The organism is Streptomyces sp. NPDC090994 (assembly GCF_044768905.1).
GTDB lineage: Bacteria > Actinomycetota > Actinomycetes > Streptomycetales > Streptomycetaceae > Streptomyces.
Window position 1 is genome coordinate 167924 of record NZ_JBIVWS010000011.1, and the last position, 26404, is coordinate 194327.

Sequence of the window (26404 nt, forward strand, 5' to 3'; positions counted from 1 at the left end):
CCGGTCCGTGCGACGCACCGGTGCCGTCGCTCATGCCGGCTCCCCCATGGCCAGCCTGAGGGCGGCGATGCCACGCGAACCGTACGCCTTGACCGAGCCCAGCGATATGCCGAGCGTCTCGGCCACCTGCGCCTCGGTCATGTCGGCGAAGTACCTGAGGACCAGCACCTCGCGCTGGCGGCGCTGGAGGCCCTTCATCGCCTTGATCAGGGAGTCGCGCTCCAGCTGGTCGTAGGCGCCCTCTTCCGCGCTCGCCATGTCGGGCATCGGCTTCGACAGCAGCTTCAGGCCGATGATCCGGCGGCGCAGGGCCGACCGGGACAGGTTGACGACCGTCTGCCGCAGGTACGCCAGCGTCTTCTGGGGGTCACGGACCCGCTTGCGCGCCGAGTGCACGCGGATGAACGCCTCCTGCACGACGTCCTCGCAGGAGGCGGTGTCGTCGAGCAGGAGCGCGGCCAGGCCGAGCAGCGACCGGTAGTGGGTGCGGTACGTCTCGGTGAGGTGGTCGACGGTGGTGCCCGCCGCCGCGACGTCCTCGGCACCGTCTCGCTGCGCCGGCAGGGGTGCGGGCTGGGCTGCGGGCATGGGGGCGATCACCGGCATGCCACCGGCCGCGCGAGCACGCGCGAGCCGACGGGTCGGCCGGAGGGCCGTGCCGCGTGCCGCCGCTGGGGGTACCCCCTGCTCGAAGAGCTTGGGGGACAAGTCGAGTACCTCTGCCACGCCAGTTGGACACGCCTCGCCCCATGAGGGTTGTACGCGCCGAGCGCCTTGTTCACCTCGTTCGCTCTCGCGTCCGGCTGTGCCCCCGCTGGTGCCTCATTCGCCGTCATGCGTCCCGCTCTTCCCCTGTATGCCCTACGGCATGGACGTCCCCACGTCCGCGCCTCGGCGCCCCCGCGCCCCGGATGGGGTGACCGCAAAGACGCTCCCCGCCGTCCGCGTGGTTGCGGACGGCGGGGAGGAAATCCTCTGACGGCACCCGGTCATTGATCAATAGATCCGGACCAACGACCGGATCACACCACTCACACAGATCCTACAAACGTTTCACGTGAAACGGATTGGTATTTCCCCGCCCCCACCGGCCGGGCCGCGCGGGGCCTCACGCGAACTCGGCCGCGACCAGCTCCGCGATCTGCGCGGTGTTCAGCGCCGCGCCCTTGCGCAGGTTGTCCCCGCACACGAAGAGTTCGAGCGCGGTGGGATCGTCCAGCGCCCGCCGCACCCTGCCCACCCAGGTCGGATCGGTGCCGACCGCGTCGGCGGGCGTGGGGAACTCACCGGCGGCGGGGTTGTCGAAGAGGACGACACCCGGCGCGGTGGCCAGGATCTCGCGGGCCCGGCCGACGGTGACCTCGTCCTCGAAGCGGGCGTGCACGGTCAGGGAGTGCGTGGTGACCACGGGCACCCGTACGCACGTCACCGCCACGGGAAGCTGCGGCAGCCCGAGGATCTTGCGGGACTCGTCCCGTACCTTCATCTCCTCCGAGGACCAGCCGTCCTCGCGCGCCGACCCGGCCCACGGTACGACGTTCAGCGCGACCGGCTCGGGGAACGGGCCGGTGTCGTCGCCGACGGCCCGCCGCAGGTCACCGGGGCTGGTCCCCAGTTCCGTACCGGCCACCAGGGAGAGCTGGCGGCGCAGCGTCTCGACGCCGTGCCGCCCGGCCCCGCTCACCGCCTGGTACGAGGAGACCACCAGCTCGCGCAGGCCGAACTCGGCGTGCAGCGCGCCCAGCGCCACGATCATGGACAGCGTCGTGCAGTTCGGGTTGGCGACGATGCCGCGCGGGCGCGTCCGCACCGCGTGCGCGTTGACCTCCGGCACCACCAGCGGCACGTCCGGGTCCAGCCGGAAGGCACCCGAGTTGTCGACCACGACCACGCCCTTGGCCGCGGCGACCGGCGCCCACTGCGCGGCGACCTCGTCGGGTACGTCGAACATGGCGACGTCGACCCCGTCGAAGGCGTCCTCGCTGAGCGCGACGACCTCGGTCTCCTCACCGCGCACGGCCAGCTTGCGGCCGGCCGAGCGCGGGGAGGCGAGCAGGCGGATCTCGCCCCAGATGTCCGCGTGCTGGGACAGGATCTGGAGCATGACCGACCCCACGACCCCGGTCGCGCCGACGACGGCGAGCGTCGGCCGCCCGGCCCGTGGGGACCGTTCGGTTTCGGCCATCAGCGGCCGGTGCCTCCGTAGACCACGGCCTCGTCGCTCTCGGAGTCCAGGCCGAAGGCGGTGTGCACGGCGCGCACGGCGTCGTTGACGTCGTCCTTGCGGGTGACGACCGAGATGCGGATCTCGGAGGTCGAGATCAGCTCGATGTTCACCCCGGCGTCGCTGAGCGCCTTGAAGAAGTCGGCGGTCACGCCCGGGTTGGTCTTCATCCCGGCCCCGACCAGCGAGATCTTGCCGATCTGGTCGTCGTAGCGCAGCGACTCGAAACCGATGCCGGAGCGGTTGTTCTCCAGGGCGTCGATGGCCTTGCGGCCCTCGGTCGCCGGGAGGGTGAAGGAGATGTCCGTCAGGCCGGTGGAGGCGGCGGACACGTTCTGCACGATCATGTCGATGTTGATCTGGGCGTCGGCGATCGTGCGGAAGATCGTGGCCGCCTCGCCCGGCTTGTCGGGCACGCCGACGACCGTGATCTTGGCCTCGGAGGTGTCGTGCGCGACACCGGAGATCATGGCCTGCTCCACCTGCTTGTCCCCTTGCTTGATCGGCTCGCTGCTGACCCAGGTGCCCTGGAGCCCGCTGAAACTGGACCGGACGTGGATCGGGATGTCGTACCGGCGGGCGTACTCGACGCACCGGTGGAGCAGCACCTTCGAACCGTTGGCGGCCAGCTCCAGCATGTCCTCGAAGGAGATCCAGTCGATCTTCTTCGCCTTGCTCACCACGCGCGGGTCGGCGGTGAACACGCCGTCGACGTCGGTGTAGATCTCGCAGACGTCCGCGTCGAGCGCGGCGGCCAGCGCCACGGCGGTGGTGTCGGAACCGCCGCGCCCCAGCGTGGTGATGTCCTTGCTGTCCTGGCTGACGCCCTGGAAGCCGGCCACGATGGCGATGTTGCCCTCGTCCACCGAGGTGCGGATGCGGCCCGGCGTGACGTCGATGATCCGGGCTTTGTTGTGGACCGAGTCGGTGATGACACCCGCCTGGCTGCCGGTGAACGACTGGGCCTCGTGGCCCAGGTTTTTGATCGCCATCGCCAGCAGGGCCATGGAGATCCGCTCTCCGGCGGTCAGCAGCATGTCGAGCTCACGCCCGGCAGGCATCGGGGAAACCTGCTCGGCGAGATCGATCAGCTCGTCCGTCGTGTCGCCCATCGCGGAAACGACGGCGACCACCTGGTTGCCGTTCTTCTTCGCTTCCACGATCCGCTTGGCGACGCGCTTGATGCCTTCGGCATCGGCTACGGAGGAGCCTCCGTACTTCTGCACGACAAGGCCCACGTGCGCTCCTCGCTCAATCCGTCTCTTTCCGCACGTACGTGTATGTACTGCGGTCGGCTCAGTCTAGCGAGCGTCCGGTTTTGGCCCCTGCGATATCGCATGCTGAGACCTGCTGTCCGCCCGCTCGTCCAGGCAGGCTCATGCCCAGGGTTGCGGCGAGCCACTCGGAACGTGCCGTGGGTCACACGTTCACAAACGGGGCCGCACCGCGGCGATGAACGCCGACCAGGCGGGGGCCGCGACGCGGAGTTCGGGGCCGGTCCGGTTCTTGGAGTCGCGGATGTGGATGGTGGCCGAACGGGCGACCTCGACGCAGGCGCCGCCTTCACCGTCGCTGTGACTCGACTTGACCCACTTCATCTGGTCACTCACGGCTCTTCACCATCCGCTCGATGAAACGGGCCGACTCCTCGGGGTCGAGGGCCCGCGTGCGGATCATGCTAAGCGCCTCGGTGACACGGCCGACAGCCCCTGGATCGGCCGAAAGTTCGCTGGCGAACGCTCCCTCGGCGAAGGCGTAACGCTCACGGTCGCGTGTCTCGATGAGCACCATGGGCCCCTCCAGAGCATTACTGAACGCCTGCTCGAACGGCAGCACCTGGATCACGACATTCCGCAGACGCCCCACCTCCAACAGCCGCTCCAGTTGCTCCTTGTCGACCAGTGGACTGCGCAACGCCGCTTCGTACAGAACGAAGCAGCAAGCCACCGGTGGTTTCGGCGTGGTGAGGATCGTCTGCCGGTCCATCCGGGTCGCGACGCGCTCCTCCACCGTCTCCTCGTCCTGCGGCGGCAGACGGTCGCTGATCAGCTTTCGTGCGTACGCGGCCGTCTGCAACAGCCCGGGAATGAGTGCGACCTCGTACCACCAGATACTGATCGCTTCGCGCTCCCGCTCCATGTACTCCTGGGCCCGCGCCGGGAACTTCTCCTTGCACAGGTACTCCTTCGCCGCGCTCAACAGCTCGCCCGCGTCGCACAGTTCGTCGGCCACGTCCAGGACGCGGGCCGTCGGCATCCGCACCCCCTGCTCCATCGACTTGATGGTGTCCGGCGAGTAATTGGTCGCGGCGGCCAGTTGGACTCGGCTGATGTTCGCCCTTGTACGCCAGCGCTTCAGCTGGTTGCCGGTGAAGCGCCACATGACAGGCGGCTGGGACACAGCACGCACCTCCGATCGGTACACCACGGCGTGTAACCCTCACGTCACTACCGAGCGTAGGGAGGTCAGGGGCAGCGTGTGAGCATGATGAAACGCAATTCACCCCCGGCCCGCCTGGGTCCCTCTCACCGGGCTCCGGCTGCATGTCGCCGGCGTGCACTTCGACGCCGTAAGGATCGACGGCATCCGCGGGGAACTGGTCGCCGATTGGCTGATCGAGGCCACCGGCGAGGACGCGGGGCCGATCGTGTGCGAGGCGAGCGGCGGGCGGTGGGTGTACTTCCTGGTGCCGCCGGGGGCGCTGGCGGGGCGGGACTGGCCGCTGGGCGTGCAGTTGCTGGGCGGGACGGGGACCGGGACCGTGACCTACGTCGGCATCCCCGCGCTCGCGGGCAACACCTGGCCGTTGCGCTGGTACAGCGGGCCCACGGCGACCGCGCCCTACGTGTGTCCCGTCCGGCTGCGGGACGCGCTGGGATAGAGGGAGTGCGGGGAGTTACTTGACCGGGCGCAGGCCCAGCGGGCCCGCGATCTCCTCCACCATGACCCGGCCGGCCTCCGCCTCCAGGGCCTCGTCGCCGAGGTCCTGGTCGGTGTCGAGGCCGTCGAGGGCGGCCAGCGGCTGGTTGAGGCGGACGTGGGCGACGACCGACTGGAGGGCGCGCAGGGTCGCCGACGCGGTGGAGCCCCAGTTGGAGAAGTAGGAGAACTGCCACCACCACAGGGCCTCCGTGGTGCGGCCCGCGCGGTAGTGGACCATGCCGTGGCGGAGGTCGGTGATGACGTCGGTCAGGTCGTCCGAGATGCGGGCCGGGACGGGGGCCTTGCGGGGCTCGTAGGGGTCGAAGACCTCGGAGTAGACGTCGACGGGCTCCAGGAGGCGGGCGAGGTTCTCGCGGAGTTCGTCCACGTCCAGCTCCGGGCCCGGGTCGGGCTCGTAGCGCTCGTCCGGGACGATGTCCTCGTGGGCGCCCAGGCGTCCGCCGGCCAGCAGGAGCTGGGAGACCTCCAGGAGGAGGAAGGGGACGGCGGAGGCCGGTTCGTCGCCCTTGGCGACCTCCGTGACGGCGACCAGGAAGCTCTCCACCTGGTCGGCGATCTGGACCGCGAAGTCGTCCGGGTTCTGGTCGGTCGCGTGCAGCGTGGCGTCAGACATCTAGGAGTCGTCTCCCCTCGAAGGCGCGGCCGAGGGTCACCTCGTCCGCGTATTCCAGGTCGCCGCCCACCGGGAGGCCGCTGGCCAGGCGGGTGACCTTGAGGCCCATGGGCTTGATCATGCGGGCGAGGTACGTCGCCGTGGCCTCGCCTTCCAGATTCGGGTCCGTGGCCAGGATCAGCTCCGTGACCGTACCGTCGGCCAACCGCGCGAGAAGTTCCCGTATACGCAGGTCGTCGGGGCCCACGCCGTCGATCGGGCTGATCGCGCCGCCGAGCACGTGGTACCGGCCGCGGAACTCACGCGTGCGCTCGATGGCCACGACGTCCTTCGGCTCCTCGACCACGCAGATGACGGCGGGGTCGCGGCGGGTGTCGCGGCAGATGTTGCAGTACTCCTCCTGCGCGACGTTGCCGCAGGTCGCGCAGAAGCGGACCTTCGCCTTGACCTCCATCAGGGCGTGCGCGAGACGCCGTACGTCGGTCGGTTCCGCCTGGAGGATGTGGAAGGCGATCCGCTGCGCGCTCTTGGGACCGACGCCGGGCAGCCGCCCCAGCTCGTCGATGAGGTCCTGGACCACGCCTTCGTACAACGGACTGCCGTCCTTCCTGGGGTTCCTTCAGTACGTACGGTAAGGGGCCGGGGGCCGTCTTAGAAAGGCAGACCCGGGATGCCGCTGCCCCCGCCGCCGAGTCCCTGGGCCAGCGGGCCGAGCTTCTGCTGCTGGAGGGTCTGGGCGTTCTCGTTGGCGGCCTGGACCGCGGCGACGACCAGGTCGGCGAGGGTCTCGGTGTCCTCCGGGTCCACCGCCTCGGGGGCGATCACGAGGCCGCGCAGCTCGCCCGAGCCGGTGACGGTGGCCTTCACCAGGCCGCCGCCGGCCTGGCCGTCGACCTCCGTCCGCGCCAGTTCCTCCTGGGCCTTGGCCAGGTCCTGCTGCATCTTCTGGGCCTGCTGGAGCAGCTGCTGCATGTTGGGCTGGCCACCACCGGGGATCACGATCAGCTCCTGTCGTCGCTGCGGTTTCGCTGTGGGCTTTTCCGTTTGGCACGAGCCTACGTGGTCCGGGCGGCCCTCGCCCCAGCACTCTTTCGAGTGAGAGGCAGTGACCTCTGTCCCTGATCAGCGACCCCTTCCGGGCGGAAAAGCGGTGATACCGGGGCTTTCGCCACCCATCGGAGGGTAGGAAGGGTCCGGCGCGTCGGAGTCGTCACGCAGAGTGCTTGTTCGAACAGTGACGTTTGATCAGTGGGGAGTGCCGGGTGGGTCAAGGTGAACCGGGTGACCTGACGGGACGGGCCTTTCCGCTCGGCGACTGGGGGCGGCCGGCCGAGCGTCTGGACGAGCTGTACCGGTGGGTGGAGCGGGGGGCGCTGGAGACGGCGGCGTGGTACCTCGCGGACCGGACGGGGAAGCGGCGGGGGGCGCGGGTGCTGCGCGGCGGGGCGGCGGCGGGGGCGGTCGCGGGGGCGGCGCTGCCGCTGCTGGACATGACGGGGGTGGTGGGCGGGGTCGCGCCCTGGGGGTACCTGGCGCTGCTGCTCGGGGTGGCGTGTGTGGCCGCGGACCGGTACTTCGGGGTGACGTCCGGCTGGATGCGGGACGTGGCCACCGCGCAGGCGGTGCAGCGGCGGCTCCAGGTGCTGCAGTTCGACTGGGCGTCGGAGAGCGTCCGGGAGGTGCTCGGTCCCGCCGAGGGGACGGCCGGGGAGGCGGCGGAGCGGTGCCTGCTGGTGCTGCGGCGGTTCTCCGAGGACGTGACGGAGCTGGTGCGGGCGGAGACGGCGGACTGGATGGTGGAGTTCCGGACGGGCTCCGCGCCGTTGGGCATCCAGGCGGGCGGGGTCGCGGGCGGGCGGGCCGCGGAGGGGGCGGTGGTGCCGGGGCGGCTCGGGGTGCCGCCGGGCGGCACCCGGCCGAACATGCCCCGGCAGCGGCCGCCGGAGGCGCGGTGAGGGGCAGCGGGGCCCAGGAGCCGCGGCGCGAACGGATCGGCCGGCCGCACGACCAGGCCGTCGCGGGCCTGCGAGCCCGGAGGGTGACCCCGGCGGCGGGGGTTCAGCCGGCGCAGAGGGTCAGGCCCTCGGGGGTGTAGCAGGGGACGTGGCCGTGGGTACGGGTGACGTCCTGGCCGTTGCCCCGGGTCAGGTAGGTCAGGAAGCTGGAGGCCAGGGAGTCGGCCGGCGGGCTGCCGTAGGTGTAGGCGTACTCGATCTCGCGGTACGGGTAGTCGCTGGTGCCGTGCTCGATGGCGTCGACGGAGGGCGGGTCGCCGTCGAGGCTGAGACGGCGGACGCCCTCGACGCGGCCGGCCAGGTTGAGTTCGCTGTAGCCGATCGCGCCGGAGAGTTCGGCGACGGTCGACAGGACCTGGTCGGTGGAGTCGAGTTCGCAGCGGACGAAGGCGATCGACGGGTCGTCCTTGTGGACGCAGTCGAGGGAGGAGTTGGCGATCTCGCCCCGGCCCAGCACCCGGCGCTGGAGGACCTGCCGGGTGCCCGAGTCGGCGTCCCGGCTGACCAGCCGTACCTGTAGGTCCGGGCCGCCCAGCTCGCGCCAGTTGGTGACCTCGCCGCTGAACAGGCGGCGTACGTCGGCGGTGGAGAGGTTGTCGTCGGGCAGCCGCACGCTGTCGTTGACGACCAGGGCGAAGACCGACACCGCCACCCGGTTCTCCCGCAGTTCCGGCATCCCGCTCGGTTTGGGGCCGTCGGAGAGGGCCACCACCGGCGGGGAGCCGTGCTCCGCCCGCTCGCCGGCCGCCGCCAGCTCCCGGATGCCCGAGGTGGAGCCGTGCGTGTCCACCACGATCTCGGTCTCGTCCTCGGCGCAGTCCCGTTCGTACTTGTCGGCGGCCTCCCGCAGCACGGGGGCGAAGGCCGTGGAGCCGATGAGGGTCAGGCGGCCGCTCTCGCAGCCGATCGGGGGCCGGGTGTCGTCCTGGGCGACGACGATCGCGGCCAGCGTGACCACGCACACGGTGAGCATGATGGTGATCAGCCGGGCGGCGCGGCCGAACAGCGGCGGGGTGTCGTCCGGGGTCGCGCTGCGGTTGGGGTGGACCTCGCCGTCCCGCAGGCCGCCGGTCAGCCGGATCTCGCTGCCCACGTCGCCGCCGGAGAGCAGGACGAGCAGTTTGAAGTGGTCGCCGCGGTTGAGGGGGACGCGGGGGACGCGCAGGGTGTTGCCCTCGTAGCCGAAGCCGCGGCCGGCGGTGAAGTGGTCCATCAGATGGCTGGTGTCGGAGGGCTGGGTGACCGAGACGCCGCGGATGGTGCGGTCGGTGAAGACCGCGGTCAGTCCGTGCGGTTCGGGGCCGGTGTAGTCGTCGCGGTCGATGCCCTGGGAGCCGTCGTTCTCGACGCGGAGCAGGACCAGGGTGGCGTCCGTCATCCCCGGGGTCTCGTCGAACAGGCCGAGGCGGCGGTTGAGGCGGCCGGAGCGGGCGTCGTCACCGATCGGGTTGTCCATCTGGACGCGGTAGCCGATCCGCTTGCGGCGCGGCACCCGCCGTTCGAACCACAGCATGACGCCCGAGGCGACGATGCCGAGGACCGCCGTGGCCACGGCGATCAGGTTTTCCGCGCTCAGCCACTGCACTCCGGGCCCCCGCCGTTGAGCGTCGTCCTATGCGATCGTCCGGTCACCGTACGGCTGTGCGAGCGGCTCCGCCGGGCCGCGTCGTGAGTTGTTCATGCCCGTGAGCAACAGTTCGCCCGTTGTTCACGCGCCGCTCTTTCGAGCGGGGGGCGAGCGGCGTGGGGTGGTCGCTCACTCGCGGGAGAAGGTGAGCTTCTTCCCGTCGCTGGTGAGTACGCGTTCCAGCCGGCCGTCGGACAGCAGGGTGGCCTCGGAGGCCGACCCCGGGGTGCAGGACGAACTCGGCTCCCCGACCGTCACCTCGGACGGCCCGAACCGCAGCGGCCCGCCACCACCGGGATCGGCCGCCAGCTCGGCCTGGAACACACAGTGGTACGTGTCGCCGTCGGCGACCAGGGAGAGCACGGTGTCGCCCACCTCGCCCTGCCGGACGGTCAGCCGCCGCCGGTGGGTGCCGGTGGCGTTGTCGATGGTCGTGGTCCAGGTGCCCAGGTACTCCGCCGGAACCACGCCGTCCTCCGCCGCCGGGGCGGTCGTCGGTCCGGCGTCGGCGGACGGACCGGTGGTGTCTGGGGTGCCGGAGGTGTCGGAGGTTCCGGGGCCGGGTGTGGAGGACACGGTCACGGCCGGCCCCGGGCGGGCACGCCCGTCGGCCCTGCCGTCGTCGCCGTCACCGTTCATCAACGCGTACACCGAGCCACCGGCGGCCAGCGCGACGACCAGCGCGACCGCGACCAACAGCACGGTGGAGGGCCCTCGCCGGGCCGGTTCCCCCGACGGGGCGGCGGGCGGAGCGACGAACGGCGGGGCCGCCCCGTGCGGCGGCTGCGGATATCCGTACCCGTGGCCGGGCACGGGCGGTGATACGGGCGGGCTCTGGCCCGCGGCCACCGTCGGAAGGTGGTTCACCGGCGCACCGGCACCGGGCTGCCCATACTGCCCCGGCTGCCCCGGCTGCCCCGGCTGCCCGGGCTGCCCGGGCGGAGGCGGGCCACCGGCACCGGGGACACCGGCCCCCGCCGCCCCCGGCGCCGGTGTTCCGGCCCCCGGCGCGACACCACCGGACGCGACACCAGGCACGGCACCGGACGCGACACCAGGCACGGCACCGGACGCGCCCCCGGACACCGCACCGGACGCGCCCCCGGACACCGCACCGGACGCGCCCCCGGACACGGCACCACCCCCGGCCGCCCCCAGTGCCGCCCCCATGGACGCCCCCCGGGACACCCCCCGCGCACCGGCCGTCGGTGCGGGCGCGCGGGGGGCATCCGGCGTCGGGGGGCCGGCGGCCTCCGGGTCCTCGGTGTCCAGCAGCCCCGCCGCGTGCCGCCCGAGCTGCGCCACCAGCGCCCCCGGCAGCCAGGGGTCGCGGGAGCGGCCGTCGGCGACGGCGTCCCGCGCGCCCGTGCGGGCCAGGACGGCGTCCAGGGAGGGCCGGGCGGCCGGGTCCTTCCGCAGACACGCGCCGACCAGGTCGGCGATGCCCTCCGGCACACCGGTCAGGTCCGGTTCCTCCTGCGCGATGCGGAACATCAGGGCGTGCACACCACTGTCGGCCGTGCCGAACGGAAGCGCCCCGGTGGCGGCGTAGGCCAGGACCGAGCCGAGGCAGAAGACGTCGCAGGCGGGCGTGAGAGGTTCCCCGCGGACCTGCTCGGGTGCCATGAAGCCGGGCGAGCCGACGAACGCGCCGGTGAGGGTCACCCCCACGGCGGTCCCGCTCTCCAGGGCGCGGGCGATCCCGAAGTCGATGACGCGGGGCCCGTCGATGGTGACCAGGACGTTGGACGGTTTCAGGTCGCGGTGCACGATGCCGGCGGCGTGGATGTCCTTCAGCGCGTGCGCCAGCCCGGCCCCGAGAACCCGTACCGACCGCTCGGGCAGCGCCCCGTGGTCGTGCCCGACCACCTGCTGGAGGCTGGGCCCGGCCACGTACCCGGTGGCGACCCAGGGCACGGCGGCCTCGGTGTCGGCGTCCAGGACCGGCGCCGTCCAGTACCCGCCGACCCGCCGGGCCGCCCCGACCTCCTGCCGGAACCGTTCCCGGAACTCCTCCCGCTCCGCCAGTTCCTCGCGCACCAGCTTCACCGCGACCGTACGGCCCCGGTCCGACCGGGCCAGATAGACCCGCCCCATGCCGCCCGCACCGAGCCGCGCCAGCAGCCGGTAGGCGCCGATGCGCCGCGGGTCCCCCTCCGCGAGCCTCTCCACCGTCGCGCCGCCTTCCCCCGGGCCGTCCCTGTACATGAGCAACAGGCCGAGGATAGTGCGGAGTTGGCGGTGGAGGCGGTCGCACGGTGTCGACGGTTCCGTAACAGATCGTACGGAACCGGAGACGTACGGTCGTCGACATCCTGTCGCGCGACGGCCCGGCCGGCAGACACGACGCCGATACCGCCGCGGTCTCCCGGCCGCCTACCCTCGCCCGCATGACCCCTCAGCACGACAGCCCCGACCCCCGTACCGGCGCCGCCGTCAAGGCGGCCGACCGCGCGCACGTCTTCCACTCCTGGTCCGCGCAGGAACTCATCGACCCGCTCGCCGTCGCCGGCGCGGAGGGTTCCTGCTTCTGGGACTACGACGGCAAGCGCTACGTCGACTTCACCAGCGGCCTCGTCTTCACCAACATCGGCTACCAGCACCCGAAGGTCGTCGCCGCGATCCAGGAGCAGGCGGCGCGGATGACGACGTTCGCGCCCGCCTTCGCCGTCGAGGCGCGCTCGGAGGCGGCGCGGCTGATCGCCGAGCGGACCCCCGGCGACCTCGACAAGATCTTCTTCACCAACGGCGGCGCGGACGCCGTCGAGCACGCGCTGCGGATGGCGCGGCTGCACACGGGCCGGCCCAAGGTGCTCTCCGCGTACCGCTCCTACCACGGCGGCACCCAGCAGGCGGTCAACGTCACGGGCGATCCCCGGCGGTGGGCGTCCGACAGCGGCACGGCGGGGGTCGTGCACTTCTGGGCGCCGTTCCTGTACCGCTCGCGCTTCTACGCCGAGACCGAGGAGCAGGAGTGCGCGCGGGCGCTGGAGCACCTGGAGACGACGATCGCCTTCGAGGGGCCCGGGACCGTCGCCGCGGTCGTCCTGGAGACGATCCCGGGGACGGCCGGGATCATGGTGCCGCCCGCCGGGTACCTGGCCGGGGTCCGGGAGATCTGCGACAAGTACGGGATCGTGTTCGTCCTGGACGAGGTGATGGCCGGGTTCGGGCGGACCGGTACGTGGTTCGCGGCCGACCTGTTCGGCGTCGTACCGGACCTGATGACCTTCGCCAAGGGCGTGAACAGCGGATACGTCCCGCTCGGCGGGGTGGCGATCTCCCCCGCGATCGCCGCGACCTTCGCCGAGCGCCCCTACCCGGGCGGTCTGACTTACTCCGGGCACCCGCTGGCCTGCGCCGCCGCCGTCGCCACGATCGGGGTGATGGCCGAGGAGGGCGTCGTCGAGCACGCCGCCCGGCTCGGCGCCGAGGTCGTCGAGCCGGCGCTGCGGGAACTGGCCGAGCGGCACCCGAGCGTCGGCGACGTGCGCGGGACCGGCATGTTCTGGGCGCTGGAGCTGGTGAAGAACCGCGAGACCCGGGAACCGCTGGTCCCCTACAACGCGACCGGGCAGGCCGCCACCCCGATGAACGCCTTCGCCGCCTCCGCCAAGGCGCACGGGCTGTGGCCCTTCGTGAACATGAACCGCACCCACGTGGTGCCGCCCTGCAACGTGAGCGAGGCGGAGCTGAAGGAGGGCCTGGCGGCGCTGGACGCGGCCCTGTCGGTCGCGGACGGGTACACCGCGTGAGGCACCCGTGAACGCGTAAGGTGGCGTGCTCGTACACATATACGCGCACACATATGCGTGCACACCGTACGCGCACACCCGTACGCGCACGCCGCCCGAACGCGATGAGGAGACGCCCGACCATGCCCGGCCCCAGCGGCAACGGTGCCGTGACGCGCAGCACCCTGCGGCAGCAGATCGCCGACGCGCTCCGCGACGAGGTGCTGGCCGGACGGCTCCAGCCGGGGCAGGAGTTCACCGTCAAGGAGATAGCCGAGCAGTACGGGGTCTCCGCGACGCCCGTGCGCGAGGCGCTGGTCGACCTGTCCGCGCAGGGGCTGCTGGAGGCCGACCAGCACCGCGGCTTCCGGGTCCACGAGTACTCCGTCGACGACTTCCGCGGCATGGTCGAGGCCCGGCGCCTGGTCAGCGACGGGATGTTCCAGACCTGCGCGGCCGGCCGCCGGAACGCGGCGCCCGGCGGCGAGCAGCGGCTGACCGCCGCCCTGGCGGGGGTGCGGCGCCGCGGCGAGGAGGCCCAGCGCGCCGCCACCGCCGGGGACCTCACCGTGCTGATCGGCTACGACCTGCGGTTCTGGCGGGAGCTGGCGGCCGTGTACGGCAACCCGTACCTCGCCGACTTCCTGCACCGGCTGCGCGTGCAGAGCTGGGTGTGCACGGTGCAGCACCTGCGCCGGCTCAGCGATCTGCGGGGCACCCTGTGGTCCGGTCACACGGAGCTGGTCGACGCGCTGGTCCGGCGGGACACCGAGGCGGCCCGCGCGCTCGTCACGGCGTACAACACGCACGCGCTCACGCTGGTGGAGCGGCTCGCCGCCGGATGACCGCGGTGGCATGGGCGGGGGCCGCGGGTGGGGGGCGCGCGCCTGGGTATGGGATGGGCACGAGGGCCCCCGCCCGGGGAGCCGCCCTCCGGCCGGACCGACTACCCTGCCCTGCACCACCGTGCTGTGTGAGGAGCCCTCTTTTGGCCTGTGACCTGTGGCTGGTACCGCTCGTCGACGTGTTGTGCCACACCCCGGACAACCCCTTCGCCGAGGAACTCGCGCAGTACGACAAGGTGCTGGCCGAGGCCGGGCTGCCGCCGGTACCGGTGTTCGCGTACATGCCGGGGCTGACCGGCGAGGTCGCCCCGGTGGCCGGGTTCGACTACGACGCGCTGCACTTCCTGCGCCGCGCCCACCTGCTCCAGCTCTGCGGACTGCCGGTGACGCCGGTGGACGAACTCGGCGGCGACTACGAGCAGTTGCTGGAGATGTTCGAGGCCACGGCCCAGCAGTCGCACCTGGTCTGGCACTACGACCACGCCGGCGCCTACGTCCCCGTCGACTTCCCGCACCCCCTGGCCAACGACGAACTGCTGGCCGGCGGCGGCCCGCTCGGCTCCTCCCACGCCCTGCTGCGCGAACTGGAGTCCGTCGCGCCGTCCCTCGGCATCGATCCGGCCAATCCCCCGGCGGCCCCGCTGCCGCCCGCCGGGCCGACCGAGCTGGAGGAGCCGGCGGCACCGGCCCCGTACGACCCCAGCCCGTTCGCGCGGGAGCGGCACGTGTGGCTGGGGCTGCACGCGGCGGCCACCCGGAGCCTGGCGCAGGGGTCGATGATCGTCTTCAGCTGACGCCGGAGGTCCGGCCGAGCTGGGCCAGGCCCTTGCGCAGATCCTCTCCGTTCATGACCGGGAACACCTCGACCTCGGCGTTGAACTGGGTGAAGAACGGTTCCCCGGTGGCGGGCAGATCGGAGCTGTCCGCCATGTCGAAGACCAGCAGGGCGGTCCGCCGGCCGCCCAGGGGACCGAAGTAGGCCGCCTCGGGGCGGAGGTGGTCGAGGGCGTCCTTCATCAGTTCGGGCATCTTGCCGCTGCGGATGGCCTCGTTCGCCTTCTCCGTGTCCAGCGTCGCCTTGAGCATCACGCGCATCGCACTCACCTTCTTCTGTCGTCGATACGCGGCTCTTCCTCAAGGCTATGCCCGACACCGCCGCGACCGCGCCCGGCGCCCCCGGAAGGGAGCCGAACGCGGTCGCGGTGACGGTGTACGCCTTACAGGAAGGAGTTGACCTCGATCGTCTCGTCCCGGCCCGGACCCACGCCGATCGCGGAGATCGGGGCGCCGGACATCTCCTCCAGGGCCTTGACGTAGTTCTGCGCGTTCTTCGGCAGGTCGTCGAAGGACTTGGCCTTGGTGATGTCCTCGGACCAGCCCGGCAGCGTCTCGTAGACGGGCTTCGCGTGGTGGAAGTCGGACTGCGAGTAGGGCAGCTCCTCGACCCGCTTGCCGTCGATCTCGTACGCCACGCAGACCGGGATCTGCTCCCAGCCGGTGAGGACGTCGAGCTTGGTGAGGAAGAAGTCGGTCAGGCCGTTGACCCGGGTCGCGTAGCGGGCGATCACCGCGTCGAACCAGCCGCAGCGCCGGTCACGCCCGGTCGTCACGCCCCGCTCGCCGCCGATGCGGCGCAGCGCCTCGCCGTCCTCGTCGAACAGCTCGGTCGGGAACGGGCCGGCGCCGACGCGGGTCGTGTACGCCTTCAGGATGCCGATGACCCGGCTGATCTTCGTCGGGCCCACGCCGGCGCCGGTGCAGGCGCCGCCCGCGGTCGGGTTGGACGAGGTGACGAAGGGGTACGTGCCGTGGTCGATGTCGAGCAGGGTGCCCTGGCCGCCCTCGAAGAGGACCACCTTGTCGTCCTCCAGCGCCTGGTTGAGGACCAGGACGGTGTCGGCGACGTACGGGCGCAGCTTCTCCGCGTAGCCCAGCAGCTCCTCGACCACCTGGCCGGTGGCGATGGCGCGGCGGTTGTAGAGCTTGGTGAGCATCTGGTTCTTGACGTCCAGCGCCGCCTCGACCTTCTGGGTGAGGATCGACTCGTCGTAGAGGTCCTGGACGCGGATGCCGACGCGGTTGATCTTGTCGGCGTAGGTCGGGCCGATGCCGCGGCCGGTGGTGCCGATCTTGCGCTTGCCGAGGAAGCGCTCGGTCACCTTGTCGACGGTGACGTTGTACGGCGTGATGATGTGAGCGTTGCCGCTGATCAGGAGCTTGGACGTGTCGACGCCACGCTCGTTCAGACCGCTCAGCTCGGAGAGCAGGACCGACGGGTCGACGACGACGCCGTTGCCGATGACCGGCGTGCAGCCGGGGGAGAGAATCCCGGAAGGGAGCAGGTGGAGGGCGTACTTCTGGTCACCCACGACTACCGTGTGGCCGGCGTTGTTGCCGCCCTGGTAGCGCACCACATAGTCGACGGATCCACCGAGCAGGTCCGTCGCCTTTCCCTTGCCTTCGTCACCCCACTGAGCACCGAGCAGCACAAGTGCGGGCACGCGCGTACACCCCTTCCGGGCGGGGCATGTCCAAGGTCGAGGGCATACGTGTCACGGCTCGTGCCTCGTACACACGGCTCATGGCTCGTACACCCGCGACCTTCGTCGGCCGCGACCCGTCGGACCGGATGCCCCGGAATAGACGAAGCCCCTGGCGCAATCGCGCAAGGGGCTCTTGCACAAAGATGCTACCCGAGGAAGCGAGGCATGGCCGAGGTGGCGACTTCCGCGCGATCTTCCGCGACGCCCGATCAGCTCCTGGTGGTCATCGATCCGGTCGCCCGGCGGACCGACGGCGAGTCCGTCCGGATCGCGAAAGACGTGCTCAGAGCGGGTGCGGCGCATACGAAGGTGTGTCTGCCGGACGATCCGGAGGAGTTCGCCCGGATGCTGGAGCGGCGGGGGTCGCGGCGGCCGGTGGTGATCGGTGACGACCGGTCGCTGCTGCGCACGGTGGCCCTGCTGCACCGGGGCCGCGAGCTGTCCGGATGTGCGCTGTCGCTGGTGCCGGTCGGCCCGCAGCTGGAGCTGTCCCGCTCGTTCGGGGTGCCGTCGGGGGCGGTGGCGGCGGCGCGGGCGGTGCTGGACGGGGTGGAGCGGCGGCTGGACCTGATGGTCGACGACAGCGACGGGGTGGTGCTGGGGGCGGTGGGCATCCCGCCGCTGCCGCCGCGCCCGGCGGGCTCGTCGCGTCCGGCCCGCCCGGCGCGCCCGCCGGTGGCGCCGCCCTGGAGCGCCGGGGCGGCGGACGGCCGTACGGCCGACGGGGCGGCGGCGCGGCTGCCCTGGCTGCGGACCTGCCAGTCCTTCGTACGGACGCTGGCGCAGCCGCGTCCGGCGCGGGCCGCGTCGGCGCCGGGGAGCGGTCCGGCGCGACTGCGGGTGGAGGTCGACGGGGTGACGCTGGTGGACCTGGACCAGCCGGTGGAGGGGGTGTCGCTGACGCCGGGCGCCCCGGGGACGGCCGAGGTGGAGGTGCGGCCGGTGTCGGTCGGCGCGGCGGCGTCCCCGCTGACGGCGCGGGGGCGGACGGTGACCGTGTCGGGGGCGCACTTCCGGTACCGGGCGGACGCGGTGGAGTCGGGGCCGGTGGGGACGCGGACGTGGACGGTACGGGAGGGGGCCTGGGGGCTGACGCTGCCGGCGCGGTGAGGGTCAGGGGGCCTTGAAGCCGGTGGTGTCCAGCAGGCAGTCGAAGGGGGCGGGGACGGGCAGTTTCTCGCCGAACGGCCGGGTGATGCGCGAGTCGTATCCCTTGGCGGACGGCGTCCACAGGACCGTGGCCTGCTCCTCCTGCATGTCGAGGACCAGGTAGACGGGGACACCGGCCCGACCGTAGACCTCGACCTTGTCGGTCAGGTCGTCGTCCCGGGTGCTGGGGGAGGTCAGCTCGGCGACGAAGGACAGGGCCTCACCGTCCAGGTGGTTGTCACCGGTCCTGCTGGCGCTCCGACGCGCCACATGGATGTCGGGTCCGTACGCCCGTTCCGCGTGCGGAAACACGAACAGGAACGGGCCGTAGCTGATCCGATGCTCCTCAGGGAGATGCGGCCTCAGCTGCTCACAGACCAGCTCCATGACGTCGAGGTAGTACGCCTTGGACCACGGCGACACGACGATGTTCCCCCTGATGATCTCGGCCTTGAAGCCGTCGGGTACATCCAGATCGTCGAGGGCGTCCAGCAGTTCCTCGAAGCTCTGGGACTCGGTACCGCTCATCGTCGGTCGCTCCGCCATGACAGTCATGATGCGCCCTCCCCTTGATGCGAACCAGTCGCGACTCAGCGTATCCGGACGGTCACAGCCCCGTCACCCGAACCGTTCCTCCCGGTGCACCCGCCACCGCTCCATCATCGCCGCGATCTCCCCGTCGACGAACTCGAAGAAGGCCAGCGTCTCCGCCAGCCGCCGCCCCGCCGGGGTGTCGGCGCCGAGACCGGCGACGCCCTCCGCGAGGGCGGCCTGCCACCGCTTGATGACGGTCTCGCGGTTGGTGAGCGCCTCGTACCACTGGTCGCTGTGCACCCGGTACCGCTCCCGCCGCGAGCCGGGCTCGCGCTCGCGCGACACCATGTGCTGCTGGGAGAGGTAGCGCACGCCGCCGGAGACGGCGGCCGGGCTGACCTTGAGCCGCTCGCCGAGTTCCGCCGAGGTCAGCGCGCCCGCGTCGGAGGCCAGCAGCGCGGCGAAGATCCGGGCCGGCATCCGCTGCATGCCGGCCTCGACGAGCTGCGCGGCGAAGCCCTCCACGAACCGCGACACGACCTCGGGGTCGCGGCCCTCTCCTCCCGGGGATTCTTCCGTCATCCCTCGATCATCTCGCACGTCCGACAGTCTTGACGGTTCCCTAACTTCACAATTTTCTGAAGGAAGCGTACTTTCCGAAGCATGACGAAGGCAATCAGCGTCTCGGGGCTCCACAAGTCCTTCGGGCGCACGCACGCGCTCGACGGCCTCGACCTGGACGTCGCCACCGGCGAGGTGCACGGCTTCCTCGGCCCCAACGGCGCCGGCAAGTCCACCACCATCCGGGTCCTGCTCGGCCTGCTCCGCGCCGACTCCGGCACCGCCCGCGTCCTCGGCCGCGACCCCTGGTCGGACGCGGTGGAGGCGCACCGCCGGATCGCGTACGTCCCCGGCGACGTGACCCTGTGGCGCAATCTCTCCGGCGGCGAGGTCATCGACCTGTACGGCAGGCTGCGCGGCGGCCTCGACAGACGGCGCCGCGCGGAGCTGACCGACCGCTTCGAACTCGACCCCACCAAGAAGGGCCGCACCTACTCCAAGGGCAACCGGCAGAAGGTCGCCCTGGTCGCCGCGTTCGCCTCGGACGTCGACCTGCTGATCCTGGACGAGCCGACCAGCGGCCTCGACCCGCTGATGGAGGGGGTCTTCCAGCGGTGCGTGCGCGAGGAACGGGACCGGGGGCGCACGGTCCTGCTCTCCTCCCACATCCTCAGCGAGGTCGAGGAGCTGTGCGACCGGGTCAGCATCATCCGCAAGGGCCGGACGGTGGAGAGCGGTTCGCTGGCCGACCTGCGGCATCTGACCCGGACCAGCGTCACCGCCGAGCTGGCGGGCCCCCCGGACGGGCTGGCCGCGCTGCCCGGCGTGCACGGCCTCGACGTCCGGGGCGGCCGGGTGCGCCTCCAGGTCGACACCGACCACCTCGACGCCGTGCTCCGCTCGCTCGCCGGGTCGGGCGTCCGCTCCCTGACCTCGACCCCGCCCACGCTGGAGGAACTCTTCCTGCGCCACTACCAGGAGGCCTGATGTCCGCCCTCGCCGGCACCGGCACCCTGCTGCGCCTCGCCCTGCGCCGGGACCGCGTCCTGATCCCGGTCTGGGCCGGCGTGAACGCGCTGATGGCCCTCTCCATGCCCCGCACCCTCGACAGCATGTACCCCACCCCCGCCGAACGCGCCGACCTGCTCGGCCAAGTAGCGGCCAACTCCTCCCTGCGCGCCATGGTCGGCCCCCTCTTCGGCGACTCGCTCGGCGCGCTGACGGCCTGGCGGGTCGGCGTGTACGCCGGCGCCGTCGCGGCCGTGATGAGCCTGCTGATCGTGGTCCGGCACACCCGGGACGAGGAGGAGAGCGGCCGGGACGAACTGCTGCGGGCCGGGACGGTGGGCCGGCACGCCCCGCTGACGGCGGCCCTGCTGGCGGCGGCGGTCGCCAACGCCGCCCTCGCGCTGCTGCTGGCGGCCGGACTGGCCGGGCAGGGCACGGCGGGCGCGGTCGCCTTCGCGCTGGGCGTCGCGGGCACCGGCATGGTCTTCGCGGCGACGGCGGCGATCGCCGCGCAGCTCACCGAGAGCGCGCGGCTGGCCCGGGGCCTGACGGCGGCGGCCCTGGGCGCGGCCTTCGTGTCGCGGGCGGCCGGCGACTCGGCGGCGACGGACGGATCGTCGCCGCCGACCTGGGTCTCACCGCTGGGCTGGCTGGAGAACCTCCGGGCCTTCGCGGACGAACGGTGGTGGGTGCCGGCCCTGCTCGCCGGCGCGGCACTGGCCCAGGCGGCGGTGGCGTACGGACTGACCGCCCGCCGGGACGCCGGCATGAGCTTCCTGCCGACCCGGCCGGGACCGGCGCACGGCCGCCTCGGCACGGCGGGCGCGCTGGCCTGGCGGCTCCAGCGGGGCGGCGTACTGGGGTGGAGCACCGGCTTCCTCGCCGCCGGGGTCGTCTTCGGCGGGATGACCGAGGGGGCGACGGAACTCCTCACCGACAACGAGGGAAGCCGCGAGATCCTCGAACGGATGGGCGGGCAGGGCACGCTGACCGACACGTTCGTCGCCGCGATGACCGGGGTCCTGGGCCTGGTCGCCGCCCTGTTCGTGGTCTCGTCGGTCCTGCGGCTGCACGGCGAGGAGACCTCCGGCCGGGCGGAACCCGTGCTCGCCGGGGCCGTGGGACGGCTGCGGTGGGCCGCCGGCCACCTGGTGATCGCCTTCGGCGGCGCGGTCCTCGTCCTGCTGCTCGCCGGTCTCGGCTACGCCCTGGGCTACGGCCACGACCCCGGCCCGATCCTGGCGGCCTGCCTGGTCCAGGTGCCGGCGGTGTGGGTGATCGGCGGCACGGCGGTCCTGCTGCACGGGCTGCTGCCGCGCGCGGCCCCGGCGGCCTGGGCGGTGGCCGGAGCGGCCCTGCTGCTCGGCTGGATCGGCCCCGCGCTGGACGTACCCGCCGCCGTCCTGGACCTCTCCCCCTACGGCCACCTCCCCAAGCTCCCGGCCGCCCCCCTCACCTGGACCCCGCTCACCGCGCTCCTCGGCGTCACGGCGCTGCTGGTGGGGGCGGGACTGGCCGCCCTGCGCCGACGGGACACGACGAGCTGAGGCCGCCGCTCAGGTCAGGAGACTCAGGTCAGGAGACTCAGCTCAGGAGACGCAGCTCAGGAGACCGCCACCCGCAACCCCTCCAGCCCCCGGATGACGAAGTTGGGCTTGCGTTCCGGTTCGGTGGTGAGGGTGAGGGTGGGGGCCTGTTCCAGGAGGGCGGTGAGGGAGGCGGTCAGTTCGATACGGGCCAGGGGGGCGCCGATGCAGTAGTGGATGCCGGCGCTGAAGGAGATGTGGGGGTTGTCGCGGCGGGTCAGGTCGAGCCGCCCGGGGTCGGTGAAGACCGCCGGGTCGTGGTTGGCGGAGCCGAAGAGCAGGGCGACCTCCGCGCCGCGCGGGATCGTCGTCCCGTCGATCTCGATCTCGTCCAGCACCCACCGTTCGAAGAGCTGGAGCGGGGTGTCGTAGCGCATCAGCTCCTCCACGGCCGTGGGAACCAGGGAGTGGTCCGCGCGGAGGGCGGCCAGCTGGCCGGGGTTCTGGAACAGCGCGTGCCATCCGTTGACGGTGGCGTTCACCGTCGCCTCATGGCCGGCGTTCAGCAGCAGGACGCAGGTCGAGATCATCTCCTGCTCGGTGAGGCGGTCGTCGTCCTCGTCGTGCGCGGCGATCAGACCCGAGATCAGGTCGTCGCCGGGGGCCTCGCGCCGGGCCGCGATCAGTTCGCGCAGGTAGTCGGAGAACTCCACCGACGCGCGCACCGCCCGCCGCGCCGTCTCCTCCGACGGGTTCAGCTCGTACATCCCGCAGATGTCGGCCGACCAGGGGCGCAGCGGGGCCCGGTCCGCCTCCGGGATGCCGAGCATCTCGGCGATCACGGCGACGGGCAGCGGCTCGGCGACGTCGGTGAGCAGATCGCCGCCGCCGGCCTCGACGAGCCGGGCCACCAGGTCGTTCGCCAGGCCGTGCACGTACGGCTTCAGCCGCTCGACCGTGCGCGGCGTGAACGCCTTCGACACCAGGCGCCGGATACGGGTGTGGTCCGGCGGCTCCAGGTCCAGCATGCCGTGGTCGTTGAGGGTGTGGAACGGCTCGTGTTCCGGCGGGGGCGGCGTGCGGCCGAAGTCCTCGTGCGAGAAGCGGTGCTGGTACGTGCGCCCCAGCCGCCGGTCCCTCAGCAGCGCGGAGACGTCCGCGTGGTGCGGGACCAGCCACTGGTCGGTGGGCTCGTAGTAGAGGACCCGCCCCCGGGCGCGCAGCTCGGCGTAGGCGGGGTAGGGGTCGGCGACGAACGCCGGGTTCCACGGGTCGAACGCGAGGTCGGATTGAGCCGTCATGAACGGACGATACGGCGCCGGCGCCCTGCGGCGCAGCTTCAGACGCCGTCCTTGTGACCGTTCTCGGTGAGCAGCTTCTTCGTGCTCTCGTAACCGGGCTGGGCGTGCTTGTTGCCCTGGTCGTGGTGGAGCCTGAGGTACTGGACGAGGACGCTCACGCACGGGTCGCGCTTGTCGTACTCCGCCTCGTCCACGAGGTGGAGGTCTCTGGAGATCTCCCGCGTCACCCCGTCCGGACCGGTGTACAGGGGGTGCCAGATCATGCGCACGTTCGGGTTCAGCCGCTGCACCTCGTGGAGGTGGGGGACCTCCAGCCGGATGAGGATGCTCTCGGGGTCGTAGCCGCGTACGAAGATGTGCACGGGGCCGGTCGCGAGGGACACGAAGGCCTTGGACACGATGTACCACATCGGCCCCGTCAGCTTGGAGTTCGCGTGCAGTTTCAGGGCGTTGAGCACGCTGCCGATCCGGGTGTTCGCCAGCGGCGTGTGGCCCTTCCCGTGCGCGTACTCGCTGACGTCGAAGCCGCCGGCCCACAGGGCCATGGTGGGTGTCTCGGGCCGCAGGTACGTGGTCATGAGCTTGATGGACTCCTGGTACCACGTGTTCGTGGCCCGTATCTCGCGCTGCGCCTGGCGGTCGCTCGTCCGCGCCGCGGCCTCGGCGTTCAGCGCGCCCTGCGAGTCGACCCCGCCGAGCAGGAGCTGCCAGGCGGCGTCGGCCTCGTCGTCGGGGATGCCGGCGGCCTTCGTCAGCGCCTGGTACGTCGCCCACTCGGGGTGTTCCCTGGGCCTCGTGGCGTAGTGCCCTTTCAGGGGGTCCGTCTGGCGCTGCACCACGCGGGTCGCCGCCGCGTTTCCCGCGCGGCGCTGTAACGCGGCCATCCCTGTCAGGGGTGACGCGCCTCGCCCAGGGGCGGGGTGCGGAGCCGTCGGTGTCTTCGTGGCCCTTCGGTGTTCGTACACGCTTCGCCCGTCCTTCCTCGTGATGTCACCGAGTCCGAGCCTAGGAGCGGCGGCGGTGACGGAGGAGGTACCGGAGGGCAGTTCCAGAGGTATTCACATCCCCTCGGGCATACCGCCGGTGCGCTCCCGTCGCGGGCCCCGGCGGCGCAAACCGTGCAAGCTCCACGGCGACAACGCCTACGTCTGCTCTCACCTGCGGCGATGGTTACGTGAGCGTGGCATCACCCGCCGCATCGCCCGCACATGCGTCGAGTCCTCTCAACGGCTGGTCCGCAGGCTCACGTTGCCCACCCGGGGTGACAAGGCTCAGGTGTTCGCGGCGCCATAATGCAGAACGTCGCCTTGTGGGAGCAGGTATCCGATGTCACGCGTCTGCGGCAGCCTGCCCGCCAGCGTCGATGAGTCGGTGCAACCGGAAACCTCGAAACCGATGACCCCCAGGCTGAAGGAGGCGCTTTCGAAGATTTCGGCTCCGATGGCAGACAGCCATTCGTCCATCACGTCAGACCTGAAGAACGGCCGACCGTCCCAGTAGGCAAGGCCCGCCTGATCCAGCGCACCGACGGGGACGTAGAAGTCCAGCCAGTCGCCGCTGTCATCACCGCCCCGGATCGCCACACAACCGCAGACGACCAGTTGACCCGTCGGCAGGTGGACCTGACCACGGAGGTGTCCGAACTCGGTCAGTGACCCGACTGTGCACGGCACGGGATCCTGTTCCTCAGGTTCACGGTCTCTCCGTCCAAAGCACCCGTGGACGTCTGCGGCAGACCACAGAGCGCTCAGGACGGCTTGAATCTGGGCATCATCAGTCGACCCGACCTCTATGGCCAGTTCGTAGTAACCGTTGGCCCAGTTGGTCTGGTCCCGGAAGTCGGCAGGGCTCGTCATGGCGTGATGGTCTCTTATGCCTCCGGCCAAGGTCCGCGTTTGAGTGCCTCGGTGAAGGCGGCGAAGGAACGGGGGGGCACGGAGAGGGTGGCTCGGGCCGGGGTCTTGGAGTCGCGGATGCGTACGTGGGTGGGTGACGCTGCGATCTGGACGCAGGCGTCACCGTCGCCGCCACCGGAGTAGGTGGACTTACGCCAGATCACGAAGTCTTCCTTCCTTGTTTCACAGAGTCGATGAAAGCAGTGAACGCAGACGTGCGGAAGAAGAGGGTGGCTCGGGCCGGAACCTTGGAATCGCGGACGGCTATGCGGGCAGCGAGGGCCGCGATCTCGACGCAGGTGTCGCCGTCACCGCCGTCCGAGTAGGTGGACTTGCGCCAGTTCATCAGAGTTCCTTCGCCAATCGGTGGATAAAGTCACGGGACGCCAAGGGTTCCAGTGAGGCGCCCTTCACCGTGCGAAGCAGCCCCCGCAACTGGTCGAGCTGAGCCTCGGCATCAATGAACGCGACCCCTGTGGGTGAGTCACGCAGGCAGGTGTCCAGCCGGGGCAGCGGGCCTCCCACGTACGTCATCGAGGCCCCGGAGCCCGCGAAGCCGTCCTGGTCGAGAGGGATCACACGGACGGTCACCTGCTCCTGCTCGATCAGGTGCAGGATCTGCTGGAGTTGCGCACGCGAGCACTGACGGTCAGCGACACGTAGCCGCAGGGCGACCTCATGGATGATCGCCTCGTACGGGGTGGGATGGTCCCCCTCGATGACAGATCGCCGCCGCATCCGGTGTTCGACCCTGGGGTTCACTTCCGCCCGAGGCAACTCCGGCCTCATGTAGCTGAAGACCGCCCGCGCGTAGTCCGGTGTCTGAAGCAGCCCCGGGACGCGGGTGATGACGATCTCCCGGAGGTAGGCCGCATGGTGCTCGGCTTCCGCAGAGTCCATGAACGCCGGCGGCAGCACGCCCCGGTACTCCTCCCACCAGCCACGCGTCCGATCGGTCGCCATCGCTACAAGTGCATCGACCAACGCCTCGTCCGTACACGCACAATGCGCCGCGAGCCGCCGCACCCGTACTTCGCTGACACCCGCGAAACCCAGCTCCATCTGGCTGATCTGGGCAGAAGTCGAGTTCAGCAACGCGGCCACCTCGCGAGCCTTCAGCCCGGCCGCCTCGCGCAGGCGTCGGAGCTCGGTGCCCAGACGCACTTGTCGCTTGGTGGCGTGACTTCTCAGCGGCATCCAACCCCCTCGTAGGCGCGCCCTTCTTTCGAGTGCCAGGTTACGCCAGGCGGTTGCCCTGGCAATAAATATTGCCCTACCGTCGGTGACGTAACGCACACGCTGCGAAACACCGGGGCGCCGGAAGCACACCGCACCGTCCTGCCATGACGGTTGCGGCAATGACACCGCCCCCGCCTCTCCTCGAACGCACCGAACGGAGCCCACCCATGCCTGAAATCGAACCTTGGGAGTACTCCCTCTACATCCCCAACGACCACCGCGCCGTCACCGTCAGTCGGCGTACCCTCCGGCTGATCCTCACCGTGCACGGGCTGATCGGGCTCGTCGATGTCGCGGAGCTGCTCGCGGCCGAGTTGGTCACCAATGCCGTGCTGCACACCGAGGGGCCGGCCGCGCTGCGGGTGCGCTGGGCGGGTGGGGTGTTGCGGATCGGGGCGTGGGACGCGGATCCCGAACCGCCGCCCGCCGCCACGGACGTGCCCGGCGCCGACGAGGAGGACGGCAGGGGGCTCGCCCTGGTCCGGGCCTGCTCCGACCTCTGGGGCTGGCAGCCCCTCTCCCGGTTCGGGAACCGCGGCAAATACATCTGGTGCGAGCTACACCCGCGAAAAACCCTGAGCACTTCCCCCTCCCCTGTCACCCCCTCGCTCATCCGAGCACCCAAATGACACCAGAGGGCCAAGTGC

At 71.4% G+C, this 26404-nt stretch carries 29 protein-coding genes and 1 pseudogene; 10 read left to right on the forward strand and 20 right to left on the reverse strand.

Annotation, left to right across the window (positions count from 1 at the left end):
* Nucleotides 1-30: 30 nt before the first annotated feature.
* From ACIQR3_RS23190 to ACIQR3_RS23210, 5 genes are all read right to left on the reverse strand, one after another.
* Nucleotides 31-606 carry a SigE family RNA polymerase sigma factor gene (locus ACIQR3_RS23190; protein WP_215168685.1) on the reverse strand — a complete coding sequence of 192 codons (576 nt, stop codon included), beginning with the start codon at nt 604-606 and terminating at the stop codon, nt 31-33.
* A gap of 502 nt (nt 607-1108) precedes the next feature.
* Nucleotides 1109-2185 carry an aspartate-semialdehyde dehydrogenase gene (locus tag ACIQR3_RS23195; RefSeq protein WP_403541855.1) on the reverse strand — a complete coding sequence of 359 codons (1077 nt, stop codon included), beginning with the start codon at nt 2183-2185 and terminating at the stop codon, nt 1109-1111.
* On the reverse strand, nt 2185-3462 hold the full coding sequence (locus ACIQR3_RS23200) for an aspartate kinase (protein WP_403541857.1): 1278 nt from the start codon (nt 3460-3462) through the stop codon (nt 2185-2187). The genes ACIQR3_RS23195 and ACIQR3_RS23200 overlap by 1 nt, the downstream gene beginning before the upstream one ends.
* A 189-nt stretch (nt 3463-3651) precedes the next feature.
* Entirely contained in the window at nt 3652-3834 is a 183-nt protein-coding gene (locus ACIQR3_RS23205; protein WP_403541860.1) for a DUF397 domain-containing protein, read from the reverse strand.
* The gene (locus ACIQR3_RS23210; protein ID WP_403541861.1) at nt 3827-4624 is read right to left on the reverse strand and encodes a helix-turn-helix domain-containing protein; all 798 of its coding nucleotides are present in this window, start codon (nt 4622-4624) and stop codon (nt 3827-3829) included. Before ACIQR3_RS23210 ends, ACIQR3_RS23205 begins: the two co-directional genes overlap by 8 nt.
* A 154-nt stretch (nt 4625-4778) precedes the next feature.
* On the opposite strand from ACIQR3_RS23210, the gene ACIQR3_RS23215 reads away from it, so the two are divergent.
* Nucleotides 4779-5105 (forward strand): hypothetical protein, encoded by a 327-nt coding sequence (locus ACIQR3_RS23215; protein ID WP_403541864.1) that lies wholly within the window; start codon nt 4779-4781, stop codon nt 5103-5105.
* A gap of 15 nt (nt 5106-5120) precedes the next feature.
* Here ACIQR3_RS23215 and ACIQR3_RS23220 read toward each other — a convergent pair whose 3' ends face one another.
* Genes ACIQR3_RS23220 through ACIQR3_RS23230 form a run of 3 tightly spaced genes read right to left on the reverse strand, consistent with a single transcriptional unit; the run spans nt 5121 to nt 6779 of the window.
* Nucleotides 5121-5780: a DUF5063 domain-containing protein gene (locus tag ACIQR3_RS23220; protein WP_215168681.1), complete on the reverse strand. Its 660-nt coding sequence runs from the start codon at nt 5778-5780 to the stop codon at nt 5121-5123.
* On the reverse strand, nt 5773-6372 hold the full coding sequence (gene recR / locus ACIQR3_RS23225) for a recombination mediator RecR (protein ID WP_215168682.1): 600 nt from the start codon (nt 6370-6372) through the stop codon (nt 5773-5775). The genes ACIQR3_RS23220 and recR overlap by 8 nt, the downstream gene beginning before the upstream one ends.
* 59 nt (nt 6373-6431) lie before the next feature.
* Nucleotides 6432-6779 (reverse strand): YbaB/EbfC family nucleoid-associated protein, encoded by a 348-nt coding sequence (locus tag ACIQR3_RS23230; protein WP_403541867.1) that lies wholly within the window; start codon nt 6777-6779, stop codon nt 6432-6434.
* 263 nt (nt 6780-7042) lie between these two features.
* Between ACIQR3_RS23230 and ACIQR3_RS23235 the strand changes: the two genes are divergently transcribed.
* Nucleotides 7043-7735, forward strand: a complete 693-nt coding sequence (locus ACIQR3_RS23235) for an SLATT domain-containing protein (protein WP_403541870.1) — start codon at nt 7043-7045, stop codon at nt 7733-7735.
* 103 nt (nt 7736-7838) lie between these two features.
* On the opposite strand, the gene ACIQR3_RS23240 is transcribed toward ACIQR3_RS23235, so the two are convergent.
* On the reverse strand, nt 7839-9380 hold the full coding sequence (locus tag ACIQR3_RS23240) for a substrate-binding domain-containing protein (RefSeq protein WP_403541872.1): 1542 nt from the start codon (nt 9378-9380) through the stop codon (nt 7839-7841).
* A gap of 171 nt (nt 9381-9551) precedes the next feature.
* Nucleotides 9552-11594 carry a serine/threonine-protein kinase gene (locus ACIQR3_RS23245; RefSeq protein ID WP_403542023.1) on the reverse strand — a complete coding sequence of 681 codons (2043 nt, stop codon included), beginning with the start codon at nt 11592-11594 and terminating at the stop codon, nt 9552-9554.
* Nucleotides 11595-11812: 218 nt separating this feature from the next.
* Between ACIQR3_RS23245 and ACIQR3_RS23250 the strand changes: the two genes are divergently transcribed.
* The 3 genes from ACIQR3_RS23250 (at nt 11813) to ACIQR3_RS23260 (ending at nt 14795) form a co-directional block, all read left to right on the forward strand.
* Nucleotides 11813-13177 carry an aspartate aminotransferase family protein gene (locus ACIQR3_RS23250; protein WP_403541874.1) on the forward strand — a complete coding sequence of 455 codons (1365 nt, stop codon included), beginning with the start codon at nt 11813-11815 and terminating at the stop codon, nt 13175-13177.
* A gap of 122 nt (nt 13178-13299) precedes the next feature.
* Nucleotides 13300-14001 (forward strand): GntR family transcriptional regulator, encoded by a 702-nt coding sequence (locus ACIQR3_RS23255; RefSeq protein ID WP_403541877.1) that lies wholly within the window; start codon nt 13300-13302, stop codon nt 13999-14001.
* Between the two features lie 143 nt (nt 14002-14144).
* Nucleotides 14145-14795 (forward strand): hypothetical protein, encoded by a 651-nt coding sequence (locus tag ACIQR3_RS23260; RefSeq protein WP_403541880.1) that lies wholly within the window; start codon nt 14145-14147, stop codon nt 14793-14795.
* Here the strand turns inward: ACIQR3_RS23260 and ACIQR3_RS23265 are convergent.
* Entirely contained in the window at nt 14788-15096 is a 309-nt protein-coding gene (locus tag ACIQR3_RS23265; RefSeq protein WP_403541882.1) for a hypothetical protein, read from the reverse strand. The two genes, ACIQR3_RS23260 and ACIQR3_RS23265, sit on opposite strands and share 8 nt — an antisense overlap.
* A gap of 122 nt (nt 15097-15218) precedes the next feature.
* The gene (locus ACIQR3_RS23270) at nt 15219-16502 is read right to left on the reverse strand and encodes an adenylosuccinate synthase (protein ID WP_403541884.1); all 1284 of its coding nucleotides are present in this window, start codon (nt 16500-16502) and stop codon (nt 15219-15221) included.
* A gap of 207 nt (nt 16503-16709) precedes the next feature.
* Here ACIQR3_RS23270 and ACIQR3_RS23275 point away from each other — a divergent pair, with 207 nt between their 5' ends.
* Complete coding sequence (locus tag ACIQR3_RS23275) at nt 16710-17654, forward strand: diacylglycerol kinase (RefSeq protein WP_403541886.1); 945 nt, start codon at nt 16710-16712, stop codon at nt 17652-17654.
* 3 nt (nt 17655-17657) lie between these two features.
* Here the strand turns inward: ACIQR3_RS23275 and ACIQR3_RS23280 are convergent, their stop codons facing one another.
* Nucleotides 17658-18248, reverse strand: a complete 591-nt coding sequence (locus ACIQR3_RS23280; RefSeq protein ID WP_403541889.1) for a Uma2 family endonuclease — start codon at nt 18246-18248, stop codon at nt 17658-17660.
* Nucleotides 18249-18311: 63 nt separating this feature from the next.
* Entirely contained in the window at nt 18312-18809 is a 498-nt protein-coding gene (locus tag ACIQR3_RS23285) for a GbsR/MarR family transcriptional regulator (protein ID WP_403541891.1), read from the reverse strand.
* A gap of 81 nt (nt 18810-18890) precedes the next feature.
* On the opposite strand from ACIQR3_RS23285, the gene ACIQR3_RS23290 reads away from it, so the two are divergent.
* Both ACIQR3_RS23290 and ACIQR3_RS23295 read left to right on the forward strand, forming a co-directional pair.
* Entirely contained in the window at nt 18891-19775 is an 885-nt protein-coding gene (locus tag ACIQR3_RS23290; RefSeq protein WP_403541892.1) for an ATP-binding cassette domain-containing protein, read from the forward strand.
* The gene (locus ACIQR3_RS23295; protein WP_403541895.1) at nt 19775-21343 is read left to right on the forward strand and encodes an ABC transporter permease; all 1569 of its coding nucleotides are present in this window, start codon (nt 19775-19777) and stop codon (nt 21341-21343) included. The genes ACIQR3_RS23290 and ACIQR3_RS23295 overlap by 1 nt, the downstream gene beginning before the upstream one ends.
* A gap of 56 nt (nt 21344-21399) precedes the next feature.
* Here the strand turns inward: ACIQR3_RS23295 and ACIQR3_RS23300 are convergent, their stop codons facing one another.
* Nucleotides 21400-22623: a cytochrome P450 gene (locus ACIQR3_RS23300; RefSeq protein WP_403541898.1), complete on the reverse strand. Its 1224-nt coding sequence runs from the start codon at nt 22621-22623 to the stop codon at nt 21400-21402.
* Between the two features lie 38 nt (nt 22624-22661).
* Nucleotides 22662-23507 carry a hypothetical protein gene (locus tag ACIQR3_RS23305; protein WP_403541900.1) on the reverse strand — a complete coding sequence of 282 codons (846 nt, stop codon included), beginning with the start codon at nt 23505-23507 and terminating at the stop codon, nt 22662-22664.
* A gap of 172 nt (nt 23508-23679) precedes the next feature.
* On the opposite strand from ACIQR3_RS23305, the pseudogene ACIQR3_RS23310 reads away from it, so the two are divergent.
* Nucleotides 23680-23862, forward strand: a pseudogene (locus tag ACIQR3_RS23310) (IS5/IS1182 family transposase); the annotation flags it as partial.
* 32 nt (nt 23863-23894) lie between these two features.
* On the opposite strand, the gene ACIQR3_RS23315 reads toward ACIQR3_RS23310, so the two are convergent.
* The 4 genes from ACIQR3_RS23315 to ACIQR3_RS23330 are packed head-to-tail and all read right to left on the reverse strand — an operon-like array spanning nt 23895 to nt 25715.
* Nucleotides 23895-24479, reverse strand: a complete 585-nt coding sequence (locus ACIQR3_RS23315; RefSeq protein WP_403541903.1) for a hypothetical protein — start codon at nt 24477-24479, stop codon at nt 23895-23897.
* A gap of 14 nt (nt 24480-24493) precedes the next feature.
* Entirely contained in the window at nt 24494-24682 is a 189-nt protein-coding gene (locus tag ACIQR3_RS23320; RefSeq protein WP_403541904.1) for a DUF397 domain-containing protein, read from the reverse strand.
* On the reverse strand, nt 24679-24864 hold the full coding sequence (locus ACIQR3_RS23325; protein WP_403541905.1) for a DUF397 domain-containing protein: 186 nt from the start codon (nt 24862-24864) through the stop codon (nt 24679-24681). The genes ACIQR3_RS23320 and ACIQR3_RS23325 overlap by 4 nt, the downstream gene beginning before the upstream one ends.
* On the reverse strand, nt 24864-25715 hold the full coding sequence (locus ACIQR3_RS23330) for a helix-turn-helix domain-containing protein (protein WP_403541908.1): 852 nt from the start codon (nt 25713-25715) through the stop codon (nt 24864-24866). The genes ACIQR3_RS23325 and ACIQR3_RS23330 overlap by 1 nt, the downstream gene beginning before the upstream one ends.
* A 209-nt stretch (nt 25716-25924) precedes the next feature.
* Here ACIQR3_RS23330 and ACIQR3_RS23335 point away from each other — a divergent pair, with 209 nt between their 5' ends.
* Nucleotides 25925-26386 carry an ATP-binding protein gene (locus ACIQR3_RS23335; protein WP_403541909.1) on the forward strand — a complete coding sequence of 154 codons (462 nt, stop codon included), beginning with the start codon at nt 25925-25927 and terminating at the stop codon, nt 26384-26386.
* Nucleotides 26387-26404 lie beyond the last annotated feature (18 nt).

Excerpts from the sequence above, each read along its gene's own strand:
- ACIQR3_RS23190 (WP_215168685.1), bottom strand. The coding sequence starts at position 606 with ATGCCGGTGATCGCCCCCATGCCCGCAGCCCAGCCCGCACCCCTGCCG.
- ACIQR3_RS23195 (WP_403541855.1), bottom strand. The coding sequence starts at position 2,185 with ATGGCCGAAACCGAACGGTCCCCACGGGCCGGGCGGCCGACGCTCGCC.
- ACIQR3_RS23220 (WP_215168681.1), bottom strand. The coding sequence starts at position 5,780 with ATGTCTGACGCCACGCTGCACGCGACCGACCAGAACCCGGACGACTTC.
- ACIQR3_RS23250 (WP_403541874.1), top strand. The coding sequence starts at position 11,813 with ATGACCCCTCAGCACGACAGCCCCGACCCCCGTACCGGCGCCGCCGTC.
- ACIQR3_RS23255 (WP_403541877.1), top strand. The coding sequence starts at position 13,300 with ATGCCCGGCCCCAGCGGCAACGGTGCCGTGACGCGCAGCACCCTGCGG.
- ACIQR3_RS23265 (WP_403541882.1), bottom strand. The coding sequence starts at position 15,096 with ATGCGCGTGATGCTCAAGGCGACGCTGGACACGGAGAAGGCGAACGAG.
- ACIQR3_RS23275 (WP_403541886.1), top strand. The coding sequence starts at position 16,710 with ATGGCCGAGGTGGCGACTTCCGCGCGATCTTCCGCGACGCCCGATCAG.
- ACIQR3_RS23280 (WP_403541889.1), bottom strand. The coding sequence starts at position 18,248 with ATGACTGTCATGGCGGAGCGACCGACGATGAGCGGTACCGAGTCCCAG.
- ACIQR3_RS23285 (WP_403541891.1), bottom strand. The coding sequence starts at position 18,809 with ATGACGGAAGAATCCCCGGGAGGAGAGGGCCGCGACCCCGAGGTCGTG.
- ACIQR3_RS23290 (WP_403541892.1), top strand. The coding sequence starts at position 18,891 with ATGACGAAGGCAATCAGCGTCTCGGGGCTCCACAAGTCCTTCGGGCGC.
- ACIQR3_RS23295 (WP_403541895.1), top strand. The coding sequence starts at position 19,775 with ATGTCCGCCCTCGCCGGCACCGGCACCCTGCTGCGCCTCGCCCTGCGC.
- ACIQR3_RS23300 (WP_403541898.1), bottom strand. The coding sequence starts at position 22,623 with ATGACGGCTCAATCCGACCTCGCGTTCGACCCGTGGAACCCGGCGTTC.
- ACIQR3_RS23305 (WP_403541900.1), bottom strand. The coding sequence starts at position 23,507 with ATGGCCGCGTTACAGCGCCGCGCGGGAAACGCGGCGGCGACCCGCGTG.
- ACIQR3_RS23315 (WP_403541903.1), bottom strand. The coding sequence starts at position 24,479 with ATGACGAGCCCTGCCGACTTCCGGGACCAGACCAACTGGGCCAACGGT.
- ACIQR3_RS23325 (WP_403541905.1), bottom strand. The coding sequence starts at position 24,864 with ATGAACTGGCGCAAGTCCACCTACTCGGACGGCGGTGACGGCGACACC.
- ACIQR3_RS23330 (WP_403541908.1), bottom strand. The coding sequence starts at position 25,715 with ATGCCGCTGAGAAGTCACGCCACCAAGCGACAAGTGCGTCTGGGCACC.
- ACIQR3_RS23335 (WP_403541909.1), top strand. The coding sequence starts at position 25,925 with ATGCCTGAAATCGAACCTTGGGAGTACTCCCTCTACATCCCCAACGAC.